We start from the raw sequence: 18,301 nt of genomic DNA on the forward strand, positions 1-18,301 counted from the left end.
TGCTACAGTTTATTACGCTTCGTCGCCGAACCAACAAATATTACGAGCGGCCATGATAAGTTCTCCGGCTTTCTCGTCGGTCAAGCCTTCGATATCAGCCAGATCATCAATGCCCTGCTCGGCGAGATCTTCCAGCGTACAAACACCACGGGCGGCCAGGGTGAATGCCAGAGCGCGATCCAAACCTTCCAGATTCAACAGATCGTCGGCAGGTTTGCTGTCACCCAGGCTCTCTTCTTTGGCCAGCGCCAGCGTGGTCAGCGCGTTTTTCGCCCGCTCACGAAGTGCTTCAACGGTCGCTTCATCCAGACCGTCAATTTCCAGCAGTTCTTTCATTGGCACATAGGCCAGCTCTTCCAGAGTGGCGAAACCTTCTTCAACCAGCAGCGTGGCGAAATCTTCATCAATATCAAGATATTTAGTGAAGGTATCAATCGCTGCATGGGCTTCAGCCTGATGCTTAGCCTGGAGGTCATCAACGGTCATGACGTTGAGTTCCCAGCCGCTCAGCTGAGACGCCAGACGGACGTTCTGACCGTTACGGCCAATGGCCTGCGCCAGGTTGCCCGCTTCTACTGCGATATCCATGGTGTGCTTGTCTTCATCTACCACGATAGATGCGACGTCAGCCGGAGCCATGGCGTTAATCACGAACTGCGCCGGGTTATCGTCCCACAGCACGATATCGATACGCTCGCCGCCCAGTTCAGTCGAGACTGCCTGAACGCGCGCGCCGCGCATACCGACGCAGGCGCCAACCGGATCGATGCGCTTGTCGTTGGTTTTAACCGCGATTTTGGCACGAGAGCCAGGATCGCGAGCCGCCGCTTTAATTTCGAGAACTTCTTCACCGATTTCCGGAACTTCAATGCGGAACAGTTCAACCAGCATTTCCGGCTTGGAGCGAGTCACGAACAGCTGCGCGCCGCGCGCTTCCGGACGAACTGCGTACAGTACGCCGCGGATACGGTCACCCGGACGGAAGTTCTCACGCGGCAGCATGTCTTCGCGCAGGATCACGGCTTCAGCGTTGTTGCCCAGATCCAGCGTAATATTGTCGCGGTTCACTTTCTTCACTACGCCCGTGATGATTTCACCTTCGTGCTCACGGAACTGATCGACGACCATTGCGCGTTCGGCCTCACGTACTTTTTGTACGATAACCTGCTTCGCGGTCTGCGTAGTGATACGGTCAAAGGTGACAGACTCAATCTGGTCTTCGACGTAATCGCCAGGATTCATGCTTTCATCTTCGAAACGCGCAGCTTCCAGCGTGATTTCGCGAGTCGGCTGGGTCACTTCTTCAACAACCAGCCAGCGACGGAATGTGTCGAAATCACCGCTTTTACGATCGATTTCTACGCGAACGTCGATCTCTTGCTCATATTTTTTCTTGGTAGCCGTTGCTAGCGCACTTTCCAACGCTTCGAAAATTTTCTCACGCGGCAGCGCCTTTTCGTTGGAAACGGCTTCAACAACAGCCAAAATTTCTTTGTTCATCGGGGCCTTTCACCTCAATCCAGACTGTTAAAAGTGGGGAACCAGGTTCGCCTTCTGGATGTTACTCAGCGCGAACACTTCATCTTTGCCTTCGACGGTTACCGTGATCATCTCACCGTCTACCGCTTTGATAAGGCCCTGCCATTTGCGTCGGTTCTGTACCGCCATGCGCAAAACCAGCGAAACTTCTTCGCCGATGAAACGCTCATAGTGCTCGGCGGTAAACATAGGACGATCGAGACCTGGAGAAGAAACTTCCAGGTTATAAGCGACTGTAATCGGGTCTTCTACGTCCATAACAGCACTGACCTGGTGGCTCACATCAGCACAATCATCAACATTGATGCCATCTTCACTATCAATATAGATGCGCAGTGTGGACGTGCGACCGCGAATAAATTCGATGCCGACCAGCTCAAAGCCAAGCGCTTCAACTGGCGCTGTGAGCATCTCTGTTAATTTTTGCTCTAATGTGGACAAACCCACCCCCAAGACATAAAAAAAGGGCGTATAGCCCAGTTATTCTGAAGTCAGATAACAAAAAACCCCGATAAATCGGGGCTTTAGATAACTGAACCCTGAGATCGCAACTGCGATCTGGAACACTTTCCAGAAGAATTCTTTCAAATTCGTCTACGAAGGACCCGGTCCTCACAGTATATTTGAAAAAGTACTTAATGGGAAAGTGGTTGCGGGGGCCGGATTTGAACCGACGACCTTCGGGTTATGAGCCCGACGAGCTACCAGGCTGCTCCACCCCGCGCCTGAAACGTGGCATATTTTACTCGTTTTGAGTAAAAGACGCAAATACTGCTGGGATTTGGTACCGAGAGACGGGACATAAAATCGTAGTGAATTGTATTGATACTTCATATATTTTGTCAACATGAATTTCACATTGCCAGGTTTCGGTTCATGCTGGTATTTCTGGGTTTTTTGGCAAAAAGCGGCTCAGCCTCTTCCTGTCGCCAGCAAAAGATGATTAAATGAAAACTCACAATTAATGCATAAACATGCAATAAAGATTGTTGAGTCAAACTCACCACAGTCTATCTAGCAGGGTTTTATTTTATGACGACGATTCTCAAGCATCTCCCGGTTGGCCAACGTATTGGTATTGCTTTTTCTGGTGGGCTGGATACCAGCGCCGCGCTGCTGTGGATGCGTAAAAAGGGAGCAGTCCCTTATGCATATACCGCCAATCTGGGACAGCCAGACGAAGACGATTACGAGGCCATTCCTCGTCGTGCCAAAGAGTATGGTGCTGAAGGGGCTCGTCTGATCGACTGCCGTAAGCAGCTGGTTGCGGAAGGCATTGCCGCGATCCAGTGCGGCGCATTTCATAACACCACCGGCGGGTTGACCTACTTTAATACTACGCCGCTGGGCCGCGCAGTGACCGGTACCATGCTGGTCGCCGCAATGAAGGAAGACGGTGTTAACATCTGGGGCGACGGGAGTACCTATAAAGGCAACGATATCGAACGTTTCTATCGTTACGGCCTGCTGACCAACGCTGAGCTGAAAATTTACAAACCGTGGCTGGATAGCGACTTTATCGACGAGTTAGGCGGCCGCCAGGAGATGTCAGAGTTTATGATCTCCTGTGGGTTTGACTATAAAATGTCCGTTGAAAAAGCCTACTCAACCGACTCCAATATGCTGGGCGCGACGCACGAAGCTAAAGATCTTGAATTCCTGAACTCCAGCGTCAAGATTGTGAACCCGATTATGGGCGTCAAGTTCTGGGATGAAAGCGTCAAAATCCCTGCGGAAGAAGTCACCGTTCGCTTTGAACAGGGCCATCCTGTTGCGCTGAACGGGCAGACCTTTAGCGATGACGTTGAACTGATGCTGGAGGCTAACCGCATCGGCGGCCGTCATGGTCTGGGTATGAGCGATCAGATCGAAAACCGTATCATCGAAGCGAAGAGCCGCGGCATCTATGAAGCCCCGGGAATGGCGCTGCTGCATATTGCCTATGAGCGTCTGCTGACCGGTATTCATAACGAAGATACCATTGAGCAATACCACGCGCACGGTCGTCAGCTGGGTCGGCTGCTGTATCAAGGGCGCTGGTTCGATTCCCAGGCGCTGATGCTGCGCGACGGCCTGCAGCGCTGGGTAGCAAGCCAAATTACCGGCGAAGTGACGCTTGAACTGCGTCGCGGCAACGACTACTCCATCCTGAATACCGTCTCTGATAATCTGACCTATAAAGCAGAGCGTCTGACGATGGAAAAAGGTGACTCGATGTTCTCCGCTGAGGATCGTATCGGCCAGCTGACGATGCGCAACCTGGATATCACCGATACTCGCGATAAGCTGTTTGGCTACGCGCAGTCTGGACTGCTAACCGCGTCTTCCGCAACTGGCCTGCCGCAGGTGGAAAACCTCGAAAATAAAGCGAAGTAACGCTGCAGAGAAATTCGCAAAGGCCGCTAACGCGGCCTTTTTTATGCAGAAAAATCCCGAACCCAACCGGAGTGACATATCTGCCGCTGATGCAGCTGCTCAACTTTTTCGGGACGAAAAAAAAGACGCTTTTCAGCGTCTTTCTTCAGGAAATTGGTACCGAGGATGGGACTCGAACCCACAAGCCCGTTAGGGCACTACCACCTCAAGGTAGCGTGTCTACCAATTCCACCACCTCGGTACGGATACTGCTTATCAGTGCGGGATGTCGCTGCTCGGCTGCGCCGGCGCGGTCGGCTGAGTTTGCTCAGTTTTCGGCGCGCTCAGGTTATCCCACTCACTTCCTTTATTGGTCTTGTTGCTGTTGATATTGCCCAGCGCCAGACTGATGATGAAGAACAGCGCAGCCAGGATACCAGTCATACGGGTCATGAAGTTACCAGAACCGCTGGATCCAAACAGAGTGCCGGAAGCGCCTGCTCCGAAGGAGGCTCCCATATCAGCGCCTTTACCTTGCTGCAGCATAATCAGACCCACAAGGCCAATTGCCACAATAAGGAAAACAACTAAAAGAGCTTCGTACATAATCAACCTGTTCCTTGCGGATTTGCCGCATACCAAGTGCTTCGACCAATAAAGCGGGACGTTTTAACGTTTCCCACTGAAGCGGGTGTGAATACTAACCAAAGCGAATGACCTTCGCAAGGGCAATTTCAGCGCATTGTATCAAGTGCGGAAAAAAACAGCAAAAAGCGATTTTTTGTCGATTAAAAAGGCGGCAAGCGTCGCCTTTTTAATCACTTAGCAAGAGAGATTAAACGCTTTTTACGGCATCGGCGATACGGTGGGCAAATTCGTGCACCTGCTCTTCGTGCTCACCTTCCACCATAACGCGAATCAGCGGCTCTGTACCTGATTTACGCAGCAGTACACGACCCCGATTGCCCAGCGCCGCTTCCACTTCAGCCGTTACCGCTTTTACATGCTCATGTTCCAGCGGGTTACCGCTACCTTCAGTAAAGCGTACGTTAACCAGAAGCTGCGGGAACATTTTCATTCCGCTGCACAGGTCGTGCAGGCTCATATGGTTACGCACCATCGCCGCCACAACCTGCAGACTGGCGACAATCCCATCCCCCGTCGTGGTTTTATCCAGTAAGATCACATGACCGGAGTTTTCTGCGCCAATGCGCCAGCCTTTCTCCTGCAGCTTCTCCAGCACATAGCGGTCGCCCACCTTCGCGCGAACGAAAGGAATGCCCAGCTGTTTGAGCGCCAGTTCAAGGCCCATGTTGCTCATGAGCGTCCCGACGGCACCGCCCCGTAGCTGCCCCTGGCGTAGCCCCTCACGGGCAATGATATAGAGGATCTGGTCACCGTCGACTTTGTTGCCTTCGTGGTCCACCATGATGACCCGATCGCCATCGCCATCGTAGGCAATACCCAGGTCGGCTTTCTCCGCCAGCACGCGTGCCTGCAGAGCACGAACGTCCGTCGCCCCGACCTCTTCATTGATGTTGAGGCCATCAGGCTCACAGCCCATCGCAATAACCTGAGCGCCCAGCTCGCGGAAAACATTTGGCGCAATATGATAAGTCGCCCCGTGAGCGCAATCGACTACCACCTTCAAAGCATTGAGGCTCAGCTCGTTCGGAAAGGTGCCTTTGCAAAACTCGATATAGCGACCGGCGGCGTCGACGATACGACTGGCTTTACCCAGCTCGGCGGAATCCACGCAGGTCAGCTCTTTTTCCATTTCGGCTTCAATGGCTTCTTCTACCTCATCCGGAAGCTTGGTACCTTCGATAGAGAAGAATTTGATGCCGTTGTCATAGAACGGATTATGTGAAGCCGAAATCACAATCCCGGCTTCCGCGCGGAAGGTGCGCGTCAGATAGGCAATTGCCGGCGTTGGCATCGGGCCGGTAAAAGAAGCGGATAATCCCGCGGCGGCCAGGCCAGCCTCCAGCGCGGACTCCAGCATATACCCTGAAATACGGGTATCTTTACCAATAATAATCTTCCGTGAACCGTGGCGTGCCAGCACTTTACCCGCCGCCCAGCCCAGCTTTAATACAAATTCTGGCGTTATTGGCGCATCGCCTACGCGGCCACGAATACCATCCGTTCCAAAATATTTGCGGTTACTCATAACGTTTATTTTCCTTAGCGGCCAGGGTAGCTTCAACCACGCGCAGCGCTTCTACCGTTTCTTTGACATCATGGACGCGAATAATCTGCGCGCCCTGCATTGCAGCAATGACTGCGCAAGCCAGGCTGCCATTCAGGCGTTCCGTCGGCCCGACATTCAGCAACTGACCTACCATCGACTTACGTGACATGCCTACCAGCAGCGGAAGACCAAAATGATGGAATCCCCCAAGTCGGGCAAGCAGTTCATAATTATGAGAAAGATTTTTACCGAAACCAAATCCCGGGTCGAGCAACAATTTATCTTTTGCGATACCGGCCCGTTCGCAACGCACAATATGTTCGATAAAAAAGCGCTCAACGTCAGCAAACACGTCCGCGTACTTCGGGGCATCCTGCATTGTCTTCGGCTGACCCTGCATATGCATCAGGCACACCGGCAAGCCCGTTTCAGCCGCCGCCTCCAGCGCTCCCGGTTCGGTCAGCGAGCGGATATCATTGATGATATGCGCGCCAACACGCGCTGACTCGCGGATCACCTCCGGCTTTGAGGTATCAACGGAAATCCAGACTTCAAAGCGCTGGGCAATCGCTTCTACCGTCGGAATGACTCGCGCCAGCTCTTCCTCGACGCTGACATCTGCCGCCCCCGGACGCGTCGATTCCCCACCGATATCAATGATAGTCGCCCCGGCATTGATCATCAGATTGGCATGCTTCACGGCTTCGACCAGCGTGTTGTGGGTCCCGCCATCAGAGAACGAATCCGGGGTAACGTTAAGAATACCCATCACATGTGGGTGAGAGAGATCGAGGGTTGAGCCCTGGGCTACAAGTTTCATCGCTAAATCCCTGAGTCAGAGAAAGATTGAAAAAGAAAAACCCCGGAGCAAACGCTCAGGGGTTTTAGAAAAGTACAACAGCATCAATAACGGCTAACTTATTTGTCGCCCAGCTGTTCTGACATCGTATTACCCGGGTTTGGCGTACGCGGTTCATCGACCGGACGCGGCGCACGAGGCGTGCCATTGTTGTCAGAATTATTGGACGAGCCCGGTTCTTCCCAGCCAGCTGGCGGGCGAACATCGCGGCGAGCCATCAGGTCATCAATCTGCGGGGCGTCGATGGTCTCATATTTCATGAGCGCGTCTTTCATCGCGTGCAGGATGTCCATATTATCGTTCAGAAGCTGGCGTGCACGATTGTAGTTACGCTCAATCAGTGACTTCACTTCCTGGTCGATGATACGCGCCGTTTCATCGGACATATGCTTCGCTTTCGCAACGCTGCGGCCAAGGAATACTTCACCTTCTTCTTCGGCATACAGCAGCGGGCCGAGTTTGTCAGAGAAGCCCCACTGGGTCACCATGTTACGCGCCAGGTTGGTCGCGACTTTAATGTCGTTCGACGCACCGGTAGAAACATGCTCTACGCCGTAGATAATCTCTTCCGCCAGACGACCGCCGTAAAGGGTAGAAATCTGGCTTTCCAGCTTCTGACGGCTGGCGCTGATCGCGTCGCCTTCAGGCAGGAAGAAGGTGACACCCAGCGCGCGACCGCGCGGAATAATCGTCACTTTGTGCACCGGGTCGTGTTCCGGCACCAGGCGACCAATAATTGCGTGACCGGCTTCGTGATACGCGGTGGACTCTTTCTGCGCTTCCGTCATCACCATGGAGCGACGTTCCGCACCCATCATGATTTTGTCTTTCGCTTTCTCGAATTCAACCATCGATACAACGCGCTTATTGCCACGAGCGGCAAACAGCGCAGCTTCGTTCACCAGGTTTGCCAGGTCAGCACCGGAGAAGCCAGGCGTACCGCGGGCGATAATTGCCGCGTCGATATCCGGCGCCAGCGGTACGCGACGCATATGCACTTTCAGAATCTGTTCGCGACCGCGGACATCCGGCAGACCGACCACAACCTGACGGTCAAAGCGGCCTGGACGCAGCAGCGCAGGGTCAAGAACGTCCGGACGGTTGGTTGCTGCGATAACGATGATACCTTCGTTACCCTCGAAGCCGTCCATCTCTACCAGCATCTGGTTCAGCGTCTGCTCACGTTCATCGTGACCACCGCCCAGGCCAGCGCCACGCTGACGGCCGACGGCGTCGATTTCATCGATAAAGATGATGCACGGAGCCGCTTTCTTGGCTTGTTCAAACATGTCGCGCACGCGGGATGCACCCACACCGACGAACATTTCAACGAAGTCAGAACCGGAAATCGTAAAGAACGGTACCTTTGCTTCACCCGCGATGGCTTTTGCCAGCAAGGTTTTACCGGTACCCGGAGGGCCGACCATCAGGACGCCTTTCGGGATTTTACCGCCCAGCTTCTGGAAACGGCTCGGCTCGCGCAGGTATTCAACCAGTTCACCGACTTCTTCTTTCGCTTCGTCACAACCGGCGACGTCGGCAAAAGTGGTTTTGATCTGGTCTTCCGTTAGCATACGCGCCTTGCTCTTACCGAACGACATGGCGCCTTTGCCACCGCCGCCCTGCATCTGGCGCATAAAGAAGATCCAGACGCCGATAAGAAGCAGCATCGGGAACCAGGAGATGAAGATAGAAGCCAGCAGGCTCGGTTCTTCTGGCGGCTCACCTACCACCTTGACGTTTTTAGTCAGAAGGTTATCAAGCAGCTTAGGATCGTTCACCGGGATGTAGGTCGTGTAACGGTTACTATCTTTCTTGGTAACGTTTATCTCACGTCCGTTGATACGCGCTTCGCGAACCTGGTCCTGATTGACCTCCTGCAGGAAGGTAGAATAATCCACCTTGCGGCCATTCGACTCGCTGGGCCCAAAGCTCTGGAATACTGACATCAGCACAACGGCAATGACCAGCCAGAGTATTAGGTTTTTCGCCATGTCACTCAAGGGATTAACCTCATATTACAACTGTGTTAAAAACAGCGTCAGGATACTCTATATCCAGCGTCTTTCAAACTTTCGTTTGAAATCTGCCGGTTATGGTTTACGCCCGGTCGCTACAATATACACTTCACGCGAACGGGCGCGAGAAGAGTCCGGCTTACGAACTTTGACCTTCGTAAACAGGGAGCGAATCTCTCTTAGATACTCATCGAAGCCTTCGCCCTGGAACACCTTCACTACAAAACTACCACCTGGCGCTAATACATCACGAGCCATTCCAAGCGCCAGTTCCACCAGATACATGGCCCGGGGAATATCCACCGCCGGTGTTCCACACATATTTGGCGCCATATCGGACATGACAACTTGTACTTTACTGTCACCTACACGCTCAAGTAACGCTTTCAGGACTAATTCATCACGAAAGTCGCCCTGAAGGAAGTCCACACCAACGATTGGATCCATAGGTAAAAGATCGCAAGCAATGATGCGGCCGCTGTTACCGATCTGCGTAACCGCGTATTGCGACCAGCCACCGGGTGCAGCGCCGAGGTCAACTATCGTCATCCCCGGTTTAAAAATCTTGTCACTTTGCTGTATTTCATCAAGTTTAAACCAGGCACGGGAACGTAACCCCTTTTTCTGTGCCTGCTGAACATATTTATCGCTAAAGTGTTCCTGAAGCCAACGACTTGAGCTGGCAGAACGCTTTTTACCTGTCATTTAACATTCCCATTTCGGGTTCATCGTACTTCGCGACGTAAAAATCGACGCGGTAGTTTGGCGATATATGGGAGATGGCGGTAGAATGAACCGTTTTCAATCCCAACGTAAGCAAAAAAATACGATGAATCTGAGTACTAAACAAAAACAGCACCTGAAAGGTCTGGCACATCCGCTCAAGCCGGTAGTTATGCTTGGCAACAATGGTTTGACCGAAGGGGTACTGGCCGAGATTGAACAAGCGTTAGAGCACCATGAACTTATCAAGGTGAAGATCGCCTCGGAAGATCGCGAAACTAAAACCTTGATCGTGGAAGCTATCGTGCGCGAAACCGGCGCCTGTAATGTACAGGTCATCGGTAAAACGCTGGTTCTGTACCGCCCGACTAAAGAGCGTAAAATCTCGCTGCCACGCTAAGAATATCCTGGTTATCGACACAACTTTGTGTAAATCGAGGGTTTTCTGCGGGTAGACGAGCAAAATGCCATGCTCCGGACGCTGATAAAAGGCCGCTACGCGGCCTTTTTCCTTTCTTTACAATCCATCAACATCGTAGCGTTAAATTCGAATTAAAGGTACTCAACCTTAAGAATTTCGAATTCGACTTCCCCGCCCGGTGTACGGATAACCACCACATCGTCCTGCTCTTTACCGATTAAACCACGTGCAATCGGTGAGTTTACAGAAATCAGATTTTGCTTAAAATCGGCCTCGTCATCGCCAACGATACGATAAGTTTGCTCTTCATCCGTATCGAGATTCAGAACGCTGACCGTCGAACCAAAAATCACCCGGCCATTGTTGGGCATTTTGGTGATATCGATGACCTGCGCGTTCGACAGCTTCGCTTCGATATCCTTAATGCGACCTTCACAGAAGCCCTGCTGTTCACGGGCAGCATGATACTCAGCATTTTCTTTCAGATCGCCGTGCTCGCGGGCCTCAGCGATGGCCGCGATGATTTCAGGACGACGTACGGACTTCAGAAAATCCAGTTCTTCGCGCAGTTTTTCAGCGCCACGTAAGGTCATCGGAATAGCTTGCATTTGTTATACCTCTTTTTCATTCCTTCATGGAGCAGACAACGCCGCTCCGCAGCCGGTCAAGACTTGAGCAGGGCCGGAGCAAAAGAAAACCGACCCGGAAAGTCATCCCCAGGCCAGCAGCAATTTTCAATTTGATACGTATTTTACCCTGAAGTTCACTATGGGTCATCGTTTACTTTACAGGGCGATGCACCGTAGTATGACGGACTGGTTTCAGGTTGTTAGCGCGAGATTATGCGATTTTCCAGATTTATCATCGGATTGACTGCCGGTATAGCGCTTAGCGCTCAGGCGGCGAATATTGACGAGTACATCAATCAGCTTCCTGCGGGCGCAAACCTTGCCTTTATGGCGCAGAAGGTGGGATCCCCGACGCCGGAGATAGACTACCATAGCCAGCAGATGGCGCTCCCCGCCAGCACCCAAAAAGTGATAACCGCGCTTGCTGCGCTGCTGCAGCTGGGTCCGGACTTCCGCTTCACCACGACGCTGGAAACGAAAGGCAGCCTCGATGGCGGCGTCCTGAAAGGCGACCTCATTGCGCGCTTTGGCGGCGATCCTACCCTCAGGCGTCAGGATATTCGTAATATGGTGGCCACGCTGAAGAAAGCAGGCGTCCAGCGAATTGAAGGTAATGTGCTGATCGATACCTCCATCTTCGCCAGCCATGACAAAGCGCCTGGCTGGCCATGGAACGATATGACGCAGTGCTTTAGCGCCCCGCCGGCGGCGGCGATTGTCGATCGGAACTGCTTCTCCATCTCGCTCTATAGCGCGCAAAAGCCGGGCGATCTGGCGTTTATTCGCGTGGCGTCTTACTACCCGGTGACCATGTTCAGCCAGGTGCGTACGCTGCCCCGGGGCTCTTCTGAAGCGCAGTACTGTGAGCTTGACGTGGTTCCCGGCGATCTGAACCGTTACACCCTGACCGGCTGTCTGCCGCAGCGCAGCGAGCCGCTGCCGCTGGCTTTTGCCATTCAGGATGGCGCCAGCTACGCCGGTGCGATTCTGAAAGCTGAGCTGACCGACGCCGACATCACCTGGAGCGGCACGCTGCTGCGCCAGACGCTGGCAAACGATCCGGGTACCGTCCTGACAAGTACACAATCTGCGCCGCTGCACGATCTGCTGCGTATTATGCTGAAAAAATCGGACAACATGATCGCCGATACGGTATTCCGCACCATTGGGCACGCTCGCTTCAACGTACCGGGTACCTGGCGAGCCGGTTCCGATGCGGTACGGCAGATCTTACGTCAGCAGGCCGGCGTCGATCTCGGGAATACCATCATTGCCGATGGCTCAGGTCTGTCGCGCCATAACCTCATCGCACCCGCGACGATGATGCAGGTGCTGCAGTACATCGCCCAGCACGATAATGAACTCAACTTTATCTCGATGCTGCCTCTGGCCGGCCATGATGGTTCTCTGCAGTACCGCGCAGGCCTGCATCAGGCTGGTGTCGATGGCAAAGTCTCGGCGAAAACGGGTTCACTGCAGGGGGTGTATAACCTGGCCGGTTTCATCACGACGGCCAGCGGGCAGAAGATGGCGTTCGTGCAATACCTTTCTGGCTACGCGGTGCCTCCGGCCGACCAGCGTAATCGCCGCATTCCACTGGTGCGGTTCGAAAGCCGATTGTACAAAGACCTCTATCAGAACAACTAAAGCAAAAGGGCCGCATCATTGGCGGCCCTTTTCGTTTGTTCAGGATTAACGTTTGTAGATGAATTCAACGCCTTCTTCGTCGTCTTCATCCCAATCATCATCCCAGTCTTCATCATCTTCCACTTCAGCTTCTTCAAGCTGCTGGCGGTGGTAGTCGTCCCACATAAACTCGACTTTTTCGGCAGGCTTCGCTTCTTCCGCATGCACAATCGGGTTTTCGATGATAAAGGTCATCACGTCCCAGCACAGGTCTTTTACGCCCTGCTGGCTGGCCGCCGAAATCAGGTAGAACTTATCTTCCCAGCCCAGCGCCTGCGCGATAGCTTTCGCTTTCGCTTCCGCCTCAGCTTTGTCCATCAGGTCAATCTTGTTAAAGACCAGCCAGCGCGGCTTAGAAGCCAGTTTCTCACTGTATTTTTCCAGCTCACCGATAATAATCCGCGCGTTCTCCACCGGATCGGAACCATCAATCGGCTCGATATCGATGAGATGCAGCAGCACGCGGCAGCGCTCCAGGTGCTTCAGGAAGCGAATACCGAGACCCGCGCCTTCAGCGGCGCCTTCAATCAGCCCCGGGATATCCGCCACCACGAAGCTCTTCTCGTTGTCCATACGCACCACGCCGAGGCTCGGCACCAGCGTAGTAAACGGATAGTCAGCGACTTTAGGCTTCGCGGCGGAAACGGCACGAATAAAGGTCGATTTACCCGCATTCGGCATTCCCAGCATGCCGACGTCCGCCAGCAGCATCAGCTCCAGCTGCAGATCGCGCTTATCGCCCGGCGTCCCCATCGTCTTTTGACGTGGAGTACGGTTAACGGACGATTTGAAACGGGTGTTACCCAGACCGTGCCAGCCGCCTTTGGCGACCATCAGGCGCTGACCGTGCTTGGTCATATCACCCATCGTCTCGCCGGTGCCCTGATCGATGACGCGAGTCCCTACCGGTACCTTCACCGTTACGTCTTTACCGCGTTTACCGGTACAGTCACGGCTCTGACCGTTCTGCCCGCGCTCAGCGCGGAAAGACTTCTCAAAACGGTAGTCGATCAGGGTGTTGAGGTTTTCGTCCGCCTCAAGCCAGACGTCGCCGCCGTCACCGCCGTCACCGCCGTCCGGGCCGCCTCTCGGGATATATTTTTCGCGGCGGAAGCTAACGCAACCATTGCCGCCATCGCCTGCTACGACCAGGATCGTTGCTTCATCAACAAACTTCATTTTACTCTCCGTAAATCATTCGCCTGAGCGGGGGAGCGGCACAACCGCTTCTCGCTTACGCCATCGTCCCCCAAGACGATGACCGACGGCGGAATACATCGCGCCCGCAACCACGACAAACGCACCGAGATAACCCATCAGGTTCAACAGCGGTCTGGCGAAAACGTCGGGCCAGGCCAGTGATAATAAATCTGAAAACAGCAGCGTAAACAGCGGCGTTAAGGTAATCAACGCGCTCACCTGCGCCGCCTGCCAGCGCGCCATTGCTTCCGCCAGAGCGCCGTAGCCGACCAGGGTATTGAGCCCGCAAAAAACCAGACAGGCCAGCTGCCAGTCGCTTAATGCCAGCACCTGCGAAGGCTTCGCTAATGGCAATAGCGATATCGTACATAAAGTGTACAGCAAAAAAAGGATTTGCTGTGATGCCAGACGGCGCAATAACACCTTTTGCGCGACGCCGTAGCACACCCACACCGTCGCCGCACCTACGCCGAAAATTACCCCCCACGTGTAGTCCGTCAGGCGGGTAAAAATCTCGATCAGGCTGGTGTTAAAAAACATCACCAGACCGCTCACCAGCATCAGCGCTCCCACAACCTGAGTGCCGCGCATTTTCTCTTTAAGGACAAAAACGCTGGCCACCATCATGCCGACCGGAGACAGCTGGCCAATCACCTGGGAAGCGGTGGGGCTGAGATATTGCAAGGAAGAACTAAACAGAATGAAGTTACCGAACAAACCCGCTGTCGCAATAACCAGCAGTACCAACCACCGCGGGTTGCGAAAAATCCGCAGCGGGGGCAGCTTTCTTTTCATGGCGAGGATAGCGCCAAGACCAAAACTTGCCATCAAAAAGCGGTAAAACACCACCGTCGGCGGTTCCATCACTTCAAGAACCTGCTTCATTGCTATCGGCAGGGCACCCCAGCACATCGCCGTGGTGAGCGCTAAAATAATGCCGATGCCGGCCTGCTGCTTCATGCCCGTTTTCCCTGCAGAAAATTTTCCGGGGTTTCAATGTAAAAAGCCCCGCAACACGTTGCGGGGCTTTAATCCGTTACCGGACCACGAAAAACTTACTCAGCAACGATGCTGATGTATTTACGGTTGTTCGGGCCTTTAACTTCGAATTTCACTTTACCGTCTGCTTTAGCAAACAGAGTGTGGTCACGACCGCAACCTACGTTAGTGCCAGCGTGGAATTTGGTACCACGTTGACGAACGATGATGCTACCCGCCAGAACGGATTCGCCACCGAAACGCTTAACGCCCAGGCGTTTAGCTTCTGAATCGCGACCGTTACGAGTTGAGCCGCCAGCCTTTTTATGTGCCATTTAAATCTCTCCTCAGGTCTTAGGCGCTGATGCCAGTAATTTTCACATCAGTGAACCACTGACGATGGCCCTGCTGCTTACGGTAGTGTTTACGACGACGAAACTTAACGATTTTAACTTTCTCGCCACGACCGTGTGCAACAACTTCAGCTTTGATTACGCCGCCCTCAACGAAAGGAACGCCGATTTTAATTTCTTCACCGTTTGCGATCATCAGCACTTCTGCGAACTCAACAGCTTCGCCAGTTGCGATGTCCAGCTTTTCCAGGCGAATGGTTTGACCTTCGCTTACTCGGTGTTGTTTACCACCACTTTGGAAAACCGCGTACATATAAAACTCCGCTTCCGCGCACCTCTTCGTATGATTCAGAGTGCGCTATAAATATTCACAATAGGGCGCGAATATTACGCAAAACGCGAGCCTTTGACAAGAGCGATCAGCGATCAACGCAGAAAAAAAACACAACTTTCACTCCAGCGTTTAACTACGGCAATTTTTCAGTACAATCATAGCTTCTTTTAATTCTATCTTAATCCTTCTGTGATCCCATTCGGATACGCGGTAACAGGACATTTGGCCCGGCTTTTGCGATGAATTTAGAAAAAATCAATGAGTTAACCGCGCAGGATATGGCGGGCGTCAATGCGACAATTCTTGAGCAACTCGACTCTGATGTTCAGCTTATCAATCAGTTAGGCTATTACATTGTTAGCGGAGGCGGTAAACGCATTCGCCCGATGATTGCCGTACTGGCCGCGCGTGCCGTTGGATATCAGGGAAACGCTCACGTCGCCATTGCCGCGCTGATCGAATTTATCCATACCGCCACCCTGCTGCATGATGATGTCGTCGATGAGTCTGATATGCGCCGGGGAAAAGCCACCGCAAACGCCGCTTTTGGCAATGCGGCTAGCGTGCTGGTCGGTGATTTTATCTACACCCGCGCCTTTCAGATGATGACCAGCCTTGGGTCATTGAGAGTGCTGGAAGTGATGTCGGAAGCCGTTAACGTCATTGCCGAAGGGGAAGTCCTGCAGCTGATGAACGTTAACGACCCGGATATCACTGAAGAAAACTACATGCGGGTCATTTACAGCAAGACCGCACGTTTGTTTGAAGCCGCAGCCCAGTGCTCCGGCATTCTGGCCGACTGCAGCGCGGAACAAGAGAAAGCGTTACAGGATTACGGACGCTATCTGGGTACCGCTTTCCAGCTGATCGACGATCTGCTTGATTACAGTTCAGACGGTGAGCGTCTGGGTAAAAACGTCGGTGACGATCTGAATGAAGGCAAACCCACCCTTCCGCTGCTGCATGCTATGCAACACGGCAACGCAGAGCAGTCCGCCATGATCCGTGGGGCGATTGAGCAGGGTAATGGCCGTCATCTTCTCGACGCCGTACTGGAAACGATGGCAACCTGCGGCTCGCTGGAATGGACCCAAAAACGCGCGGAGGAAGAGGCTGATAAAGCGATTGCCGCGCTTCAGGTCCTTCCCGATTCTCCGTGGCGTGAAGCGCTAATCGGTCTTGCCCACATCGCTGTGCAACGCGATCACTAACCCCTCCTCTTGCTTTCCCGCGCAAACCGCGGAAAAGTTCCAGTAAGCGTCAAAAAACCAAGAACCAGCCGTATCCCTTGATATATTCCTAATATCAAACCCATTAAAAGAACTTGTTAGAACATTACTGGAACCCACGGTATAGTCATTTTGTCGTCCATTAAGGACGCCAGGCATGTTTATTACCAGGAGAATTTATGGATAAGTTCATCGACTGGCATCCGGCGGATATTATTGCCGGATTACGCAAAAAAGGGACGTCGCTGGCAGCTGAATCGCGGCGTAATGGTTTAAGTTCTTCAACGCTCGCCAATGCGCTGACCCGGCCCTGGCCCAAGGGCGAGCTGATTATTGCTAACGCGCTGGAAACCGATCCGTGGGTAATATGGCCATCGCGCTATCACGATCCCCATACCCATCAGTTTATCGACAGAACGCAAATGATGCGCCCAAGGAAGAACAACAAGTAAAGCGAGGTTGCAGACAACAGCCCCCGGACAAACGTCAGAGGGCTGCTGCTACGGCTTATTCGCCTTTGACGCGTTCGATATTCGCACCAAGCGCCTGAAGCTTGTCTTCGATACGTTCGTAGCCGCGGTCAATGTGGTAAATACGATCGACAATCGTCGTACCTTCCGCAATACAGCCCGCCAGTACCAGGCTGGCTGACGCACGCAGATCCGTCGCCATCACCTGGGCGCCAGAAAGCTGCTTCACGCCGTGGCAAATCGCCGTATTGCTTTCGATTTCCGCATGCGCGCCCATACGGATCAGTTCCGGGATATGCATGAAACGGTTTTCGAAGATCGTCTCGGTGATCACGCCGGTGCCCTCGGCAACCAGATTCAGCAAGGTGAACTGAGCCTGCATGTCGGTCGGGAAGCCTGGGTGTGGGGCAGTACGCACGTTGACGGCCTTCGGACGATTGCCGTGCATGTCCAGGCTAATCCAGTCTTCGCCCGTTTCGATATCCGCACCGGCGTCGCGTAGCTTGGCCAGAACCGCATCAAGGGTATCCGGCTGGGCATTGCGGCACAGGATCTTACCGCCAGAAATCGCCGCCGCCACCAGGAACGTCCCGGTTTCAATACGATCCGGCAGAACGCGGTAGACGCCGCCGCCGAGGCGCGCTACGCCTTCGATGGTGATACGATCGGTACCCTGACCTTTGATCTTCGCACCCAGCGTGTTGAGAAAGTTCGCGGTATCGACAATTTCCGGCTCGCGCGCGGCGTTTTCGATAACGGTCGTACCTTCCGCCAGCGTCGCAGCGCTCATGATGGTCACGGTAGCGCCAACGCTGACCTTATCCATCACAATATGCGCGCCTTTCAGACGTCCATTAACCGACGCCTTGACATAACCCTCTTCCAGCTTGATTTCCGCACCCAGCTGCTCAAGGCCAGTAATGTGTAAATCAACGGGGCGCGCGCCGATGGCGCAGCCGCCGGGAAGAGAAACCTGCCCCTGGCCAAAACGCGCCACCAGCGGTCCCAGCGCCCAAATAGACGCGCGCATGGTTTTGACGAGGTCATACGGAGCACAGAAAACGTCGACCGGGCCGGCATCGATCCATACGGAGCCGTTGCGCTTAACGTTCGCGCCCAGCTGGCTCAGCAGTTTCATGGTGGTATCGATGTCTTTCAGCTTCGGTACGTTTTGGATCTCAATCGGCTCTTCGGCTAATAGCGCGGCAAAGAGGATTGGCAGGGCGGCGTTTTTCGCGCCGGAAATGGTGACCTCGCCCTGAAGACGAGTTGGCCCCTGAACACGGAATTTATCCATTGATTCTGTTCTCTGT

18 protein-coding genes and 2 tRNA genes are annotated in these 18,301 nt (G+C 53.5%); 5 read left to right on the top strand and 15 right to left on the bottom strand.

Annotated features, from left to right (window positions below; genetic code table 11):
- Positions 1–12: 12 nt before the first annotated feature.
- The 3 genes from nusA to MKleb_RS24605 form a co-directional block, all read right to left on the bottom strand.
- Positions 13–1,500: a transcription termination factor NusA gene (gene nusA / locus MKleb_RS24595; RefSeq protein ID WP_004854539.1), complete on the bottom strand. Its 1,488-nt coding sequence runs from the start codon at positions 1,498–1,500 to the stop codon at positions 13–15.
- 27 nt (positions 1,501–1,527) lie between these two features.
- The gene (gene rimP, locus MKleb_RS24600; protein ID WP_004125659.1) at positions 1,528–1,980 is read right to left on the bottom strand and encodes a ribosome maturation factor RimP; all 453 of its coding nucleotides are present in this window, start codon (positions 1,978–1,980) and stop codon (positions 1,528–1,530) included.
- 206 nt (positions 1,981–2,186) lie between these two features.
- Positions 2,187–2,263 (bottom strand) — tRNA-Met (locus MKleb_RS24605).
- Between the two features lie 308 nt (positions 2,264–2,571).
- Here MKleb_RS24605 and argG point away from each other — a divergent pair.
- On the top strand, positions 2,572–3,915 hold the full coding sequence (gene argG, locus MKleb_RS24610) for an argininosuccinate synthase (protein WP_004106101.1): 1,344 nt from the start codon (positions 2,572–2,574) through the stop codon (positions 3,913–3,915).
- Positions 3,916–4,069: 154 nt separating this feature from the next.
- Here the strand turns inward: argG and MKleb_RS24615 are convergent.
- The 6 genes from MKleb_RS24615 to rlmE all read right to left on the bottom strand — a co-directional run bounded on the left by MKleb_RS24615 (position 4,070) and on the right by rlmE (position 9,670).
- Positions 4,070–4,156: transfer RNA gene (locus tag MKleb_RS24615), tRNA-Leu, on the bottom strand.
- 14 nt (positions 4,157–4,170) lie between these two features.
- On the bottom strand, positions 4,171–4,500 hold the full coding sequence (gene secG, locus MKleb_RS24620; RefSeq protein ID WP_004106103.1) for a preprotein translocase subunit SecG: 330 nt from the start codon (positions 4,498–4,500) through the stop codon (positions 4,171–4,173).
- Positions 4,501–4,729: 229 nt separating this feature from the next.
- Complete coding sequence (glmM, locus tag MKleb_RS24625; RefSeq protein ID WP_014226977.1) at positions 4,730–6,067, bottom strand: phosphoglucosamine mutase; 1,338 nt, start codon at positions 6,065–6,067, stop codon at positions 4,730–4,732.
- Positions 6,060–6,908 (bottom strand): dihydropteroate synthase, encoded by an 849-nt coding sequence (gene folP, locus MKleb_RS24630; protein WP_025108148.1) that lies wholly within the window; start codon positions 6,906–6,908, stop codon positions 6,060–6,062. The genes glmM and folP overlap by 8 nt, the downstream gene beginning before the upstream one ends.
- A 98-nt stretch (positions 6,909–7,006) precedes the next feature.
- Positions 7,007–8,941 (bottom strand): ATP-dependent zinc metalloprotease FtsH, encoded by a 1,935-nt coding sequence (gene ftsH / locus MKleb_RS24635; protein ID WP_004854549.1) that lies wholly within the window; start codon positions 8,939–8,941, stop codon positions 7,007–7,009.
- A 99-nt stretch (positions 8,942–9,040) separates the two neighbouring features.
- Positions 9,041–9,670: a 23S rRNA (uridine(2552)-2'-O)-methyltransferase RlmE gene (rlmE, locus tag MKleb_RS24640; protein ID WP_004106110.1), complete on the bottom strand. Its 630-nt coding sequence runs from the start codon at positions 9,668–9,670 to the stop codon at positions 9,041–9,043.
- Between the two features lie 124 nt (positions 9,671–9,794).
- Here rlmE and yhbY point away from each other — a divergent pair, with 124 nt between their 5' ends.
- The gene (yhbY, locus tag MKleb_RS24645) at positions 9,795–10,088 is read left to right on the top strand and encodes a ribosome assembly RNA-binding protein YhbY (protein ID WP_004139797.1); all 294 of its coding nucleotides are present in this window, start codon (positions 9,795–9,797) and stop codon (positions 10,086–10,088) included.
- A gap of 152 nt (positions 10,089–10,240) precedes the next feature.
- Here yhbY and greA read toward each other — a convergent pair whose 3' ends face one another.
- The gene (gene greA, locus MKleb_RS24650) at positions 10,241–10,717 is read right to left on the bottom strand and encodes a transcription elongation factor GreA (protein ID WP_004854554.1); all 477 of its coding nucleotides are present in this window, start codon (positions 10,715–10,717) and stop codon (positions 10,241–10,243) included.
- A 234-nt stretch (positions 10,718–10,951) separates the two neighbouring features.
- Here greA and dacB point away from each other — a divergent pair, with 234 nt between their 5' ends.
- Complete coding sequence (dacB, locus tag MKleb_RS24655; RefSeq protein ID WP_025108149.1) at positions 10,952–12,385, top strand: serine-type D-Ala-D-Ala carboxypeptidase; 1,434 nt, start codon at positions 10,952–10,954, stop codon at positions 12,383–12,385.
- Positions 12,386–12,430: 45 nt separating this feature from the next.
- On the opposite strand, the gene cgtA is transcribed toward dacB, so the two are convergent.
- The 4 genes from cgtA to rplU all read right to left on the bottom strand — a co-directional run bounded on the left by cgtA (position 12,431) and on the right by rplU (position 15,268).
- Positions 12,431–13,603, bottom strand: a complete 1,173-nt coding sequence (cgtA, locus tag MKleb_RS24660; RefSeq protein ID WP_004125676.1) for an Obg family GTPase CgtA — start codon at positions 13,601–13,603, stop codon at positions 12,431–12,433.
- Between the two features lie 15 nt (positions 13,604–13,618).
- Positions 13,619–14,584 (bottom strand): DMT family transporter, encoded by a 966-nt coding sequence (locus tag MKleb_RS24665; protein WP_217076311.1) that lies wholly within the window; start codon positions 14,582–14,584, stop codon positions 13,619–13,621.
- 95 nt (positions 14,585–14,679) lie between these two features.
- On the bottom strand, positions 14,680–14,937 hold the full coding sequence (gene rpmA / locus MKleb_RS24670) for a 50S ribosomal protein L27 (RefSeq protein WP_003861831.1): 258 nt from the start codon (positions 14,935–14,937) through the stop codon (positions 14,680–14,682).
- A 19-nt stretch (positions 14,938–14,956) separates the two neighbouring features.
- Positions 14,957–15,268 carry a 50S ribosomal protein L21 gene (rplU, locus tag MKleb_RS24675; protein WP_004106123.1) on the bottom strand — a complete coding sequence of 104 codons (312 nt, stop codon included), beginning with the start codon at positions 15,266–15,268 and terminating at the stop codon, positions 14,957–14,959.
- Between the two features lie 260 nt (positions 15,269–15,528).
- Here rplU and ispB point away from each other — a divergent pair, with 260 nt between their 5' ends.
- Together ispB and sfsB are read left to right on the top strand one after the other, a co-directional pair.
- Positions 15,529–16,500 (top strand): octaprenyl diphosphate synthase, encoded by a 972-nt coding sequence (gene ispB / locus MKleb_RS24680; RefSeq protein ID WP_004854564.1) that lies wholly within the window; start codon positions 15,529–15,531, stop codon positions 16,498–16,500.
- 197 nt (positions 16,501–16,697) lie between these two features.
- A complete protein-coding gene (sfsB, locus tag MKleb_RS24685) occupies positions 16,698–16,970 on the top strand; it encodes a DNA-binding transcriptional regulator SfsB (protein ID WP_004854566.1) in 273 nt (90 codons plus the stop codon).
- 55 nt (positions 16,971–17,025) lie between these two features.
- Here sfsB and murA read toward each other — a convergent pair whose 3' ends face one another.
- Positions 17,026–18,285, bottom strand: a complete 1,260-nt coding sequence (murA, locus tag MKleb_RS24690; protein WP_004854569.1) for a UDP-N-acetylglucosamine 1-carboxyvinyltransferase — start codon at positions 18,283–18,285, stop codon at positions 17,026–17,028.
- Positions 18,286–18,301: the final 16 nt, after the last annotated feature.

The organism is Klebsiella sp. PL-2018, from assembly GCF_019048985.1.
In the GTDB taxonomy this organism is placed as follows: Bacteria; Pseudomonadota; Gammaproteobacteria; order Enterobacterales; family Enterobacteriaceae; genus Klebsiella; species Klebsiella michiganensis.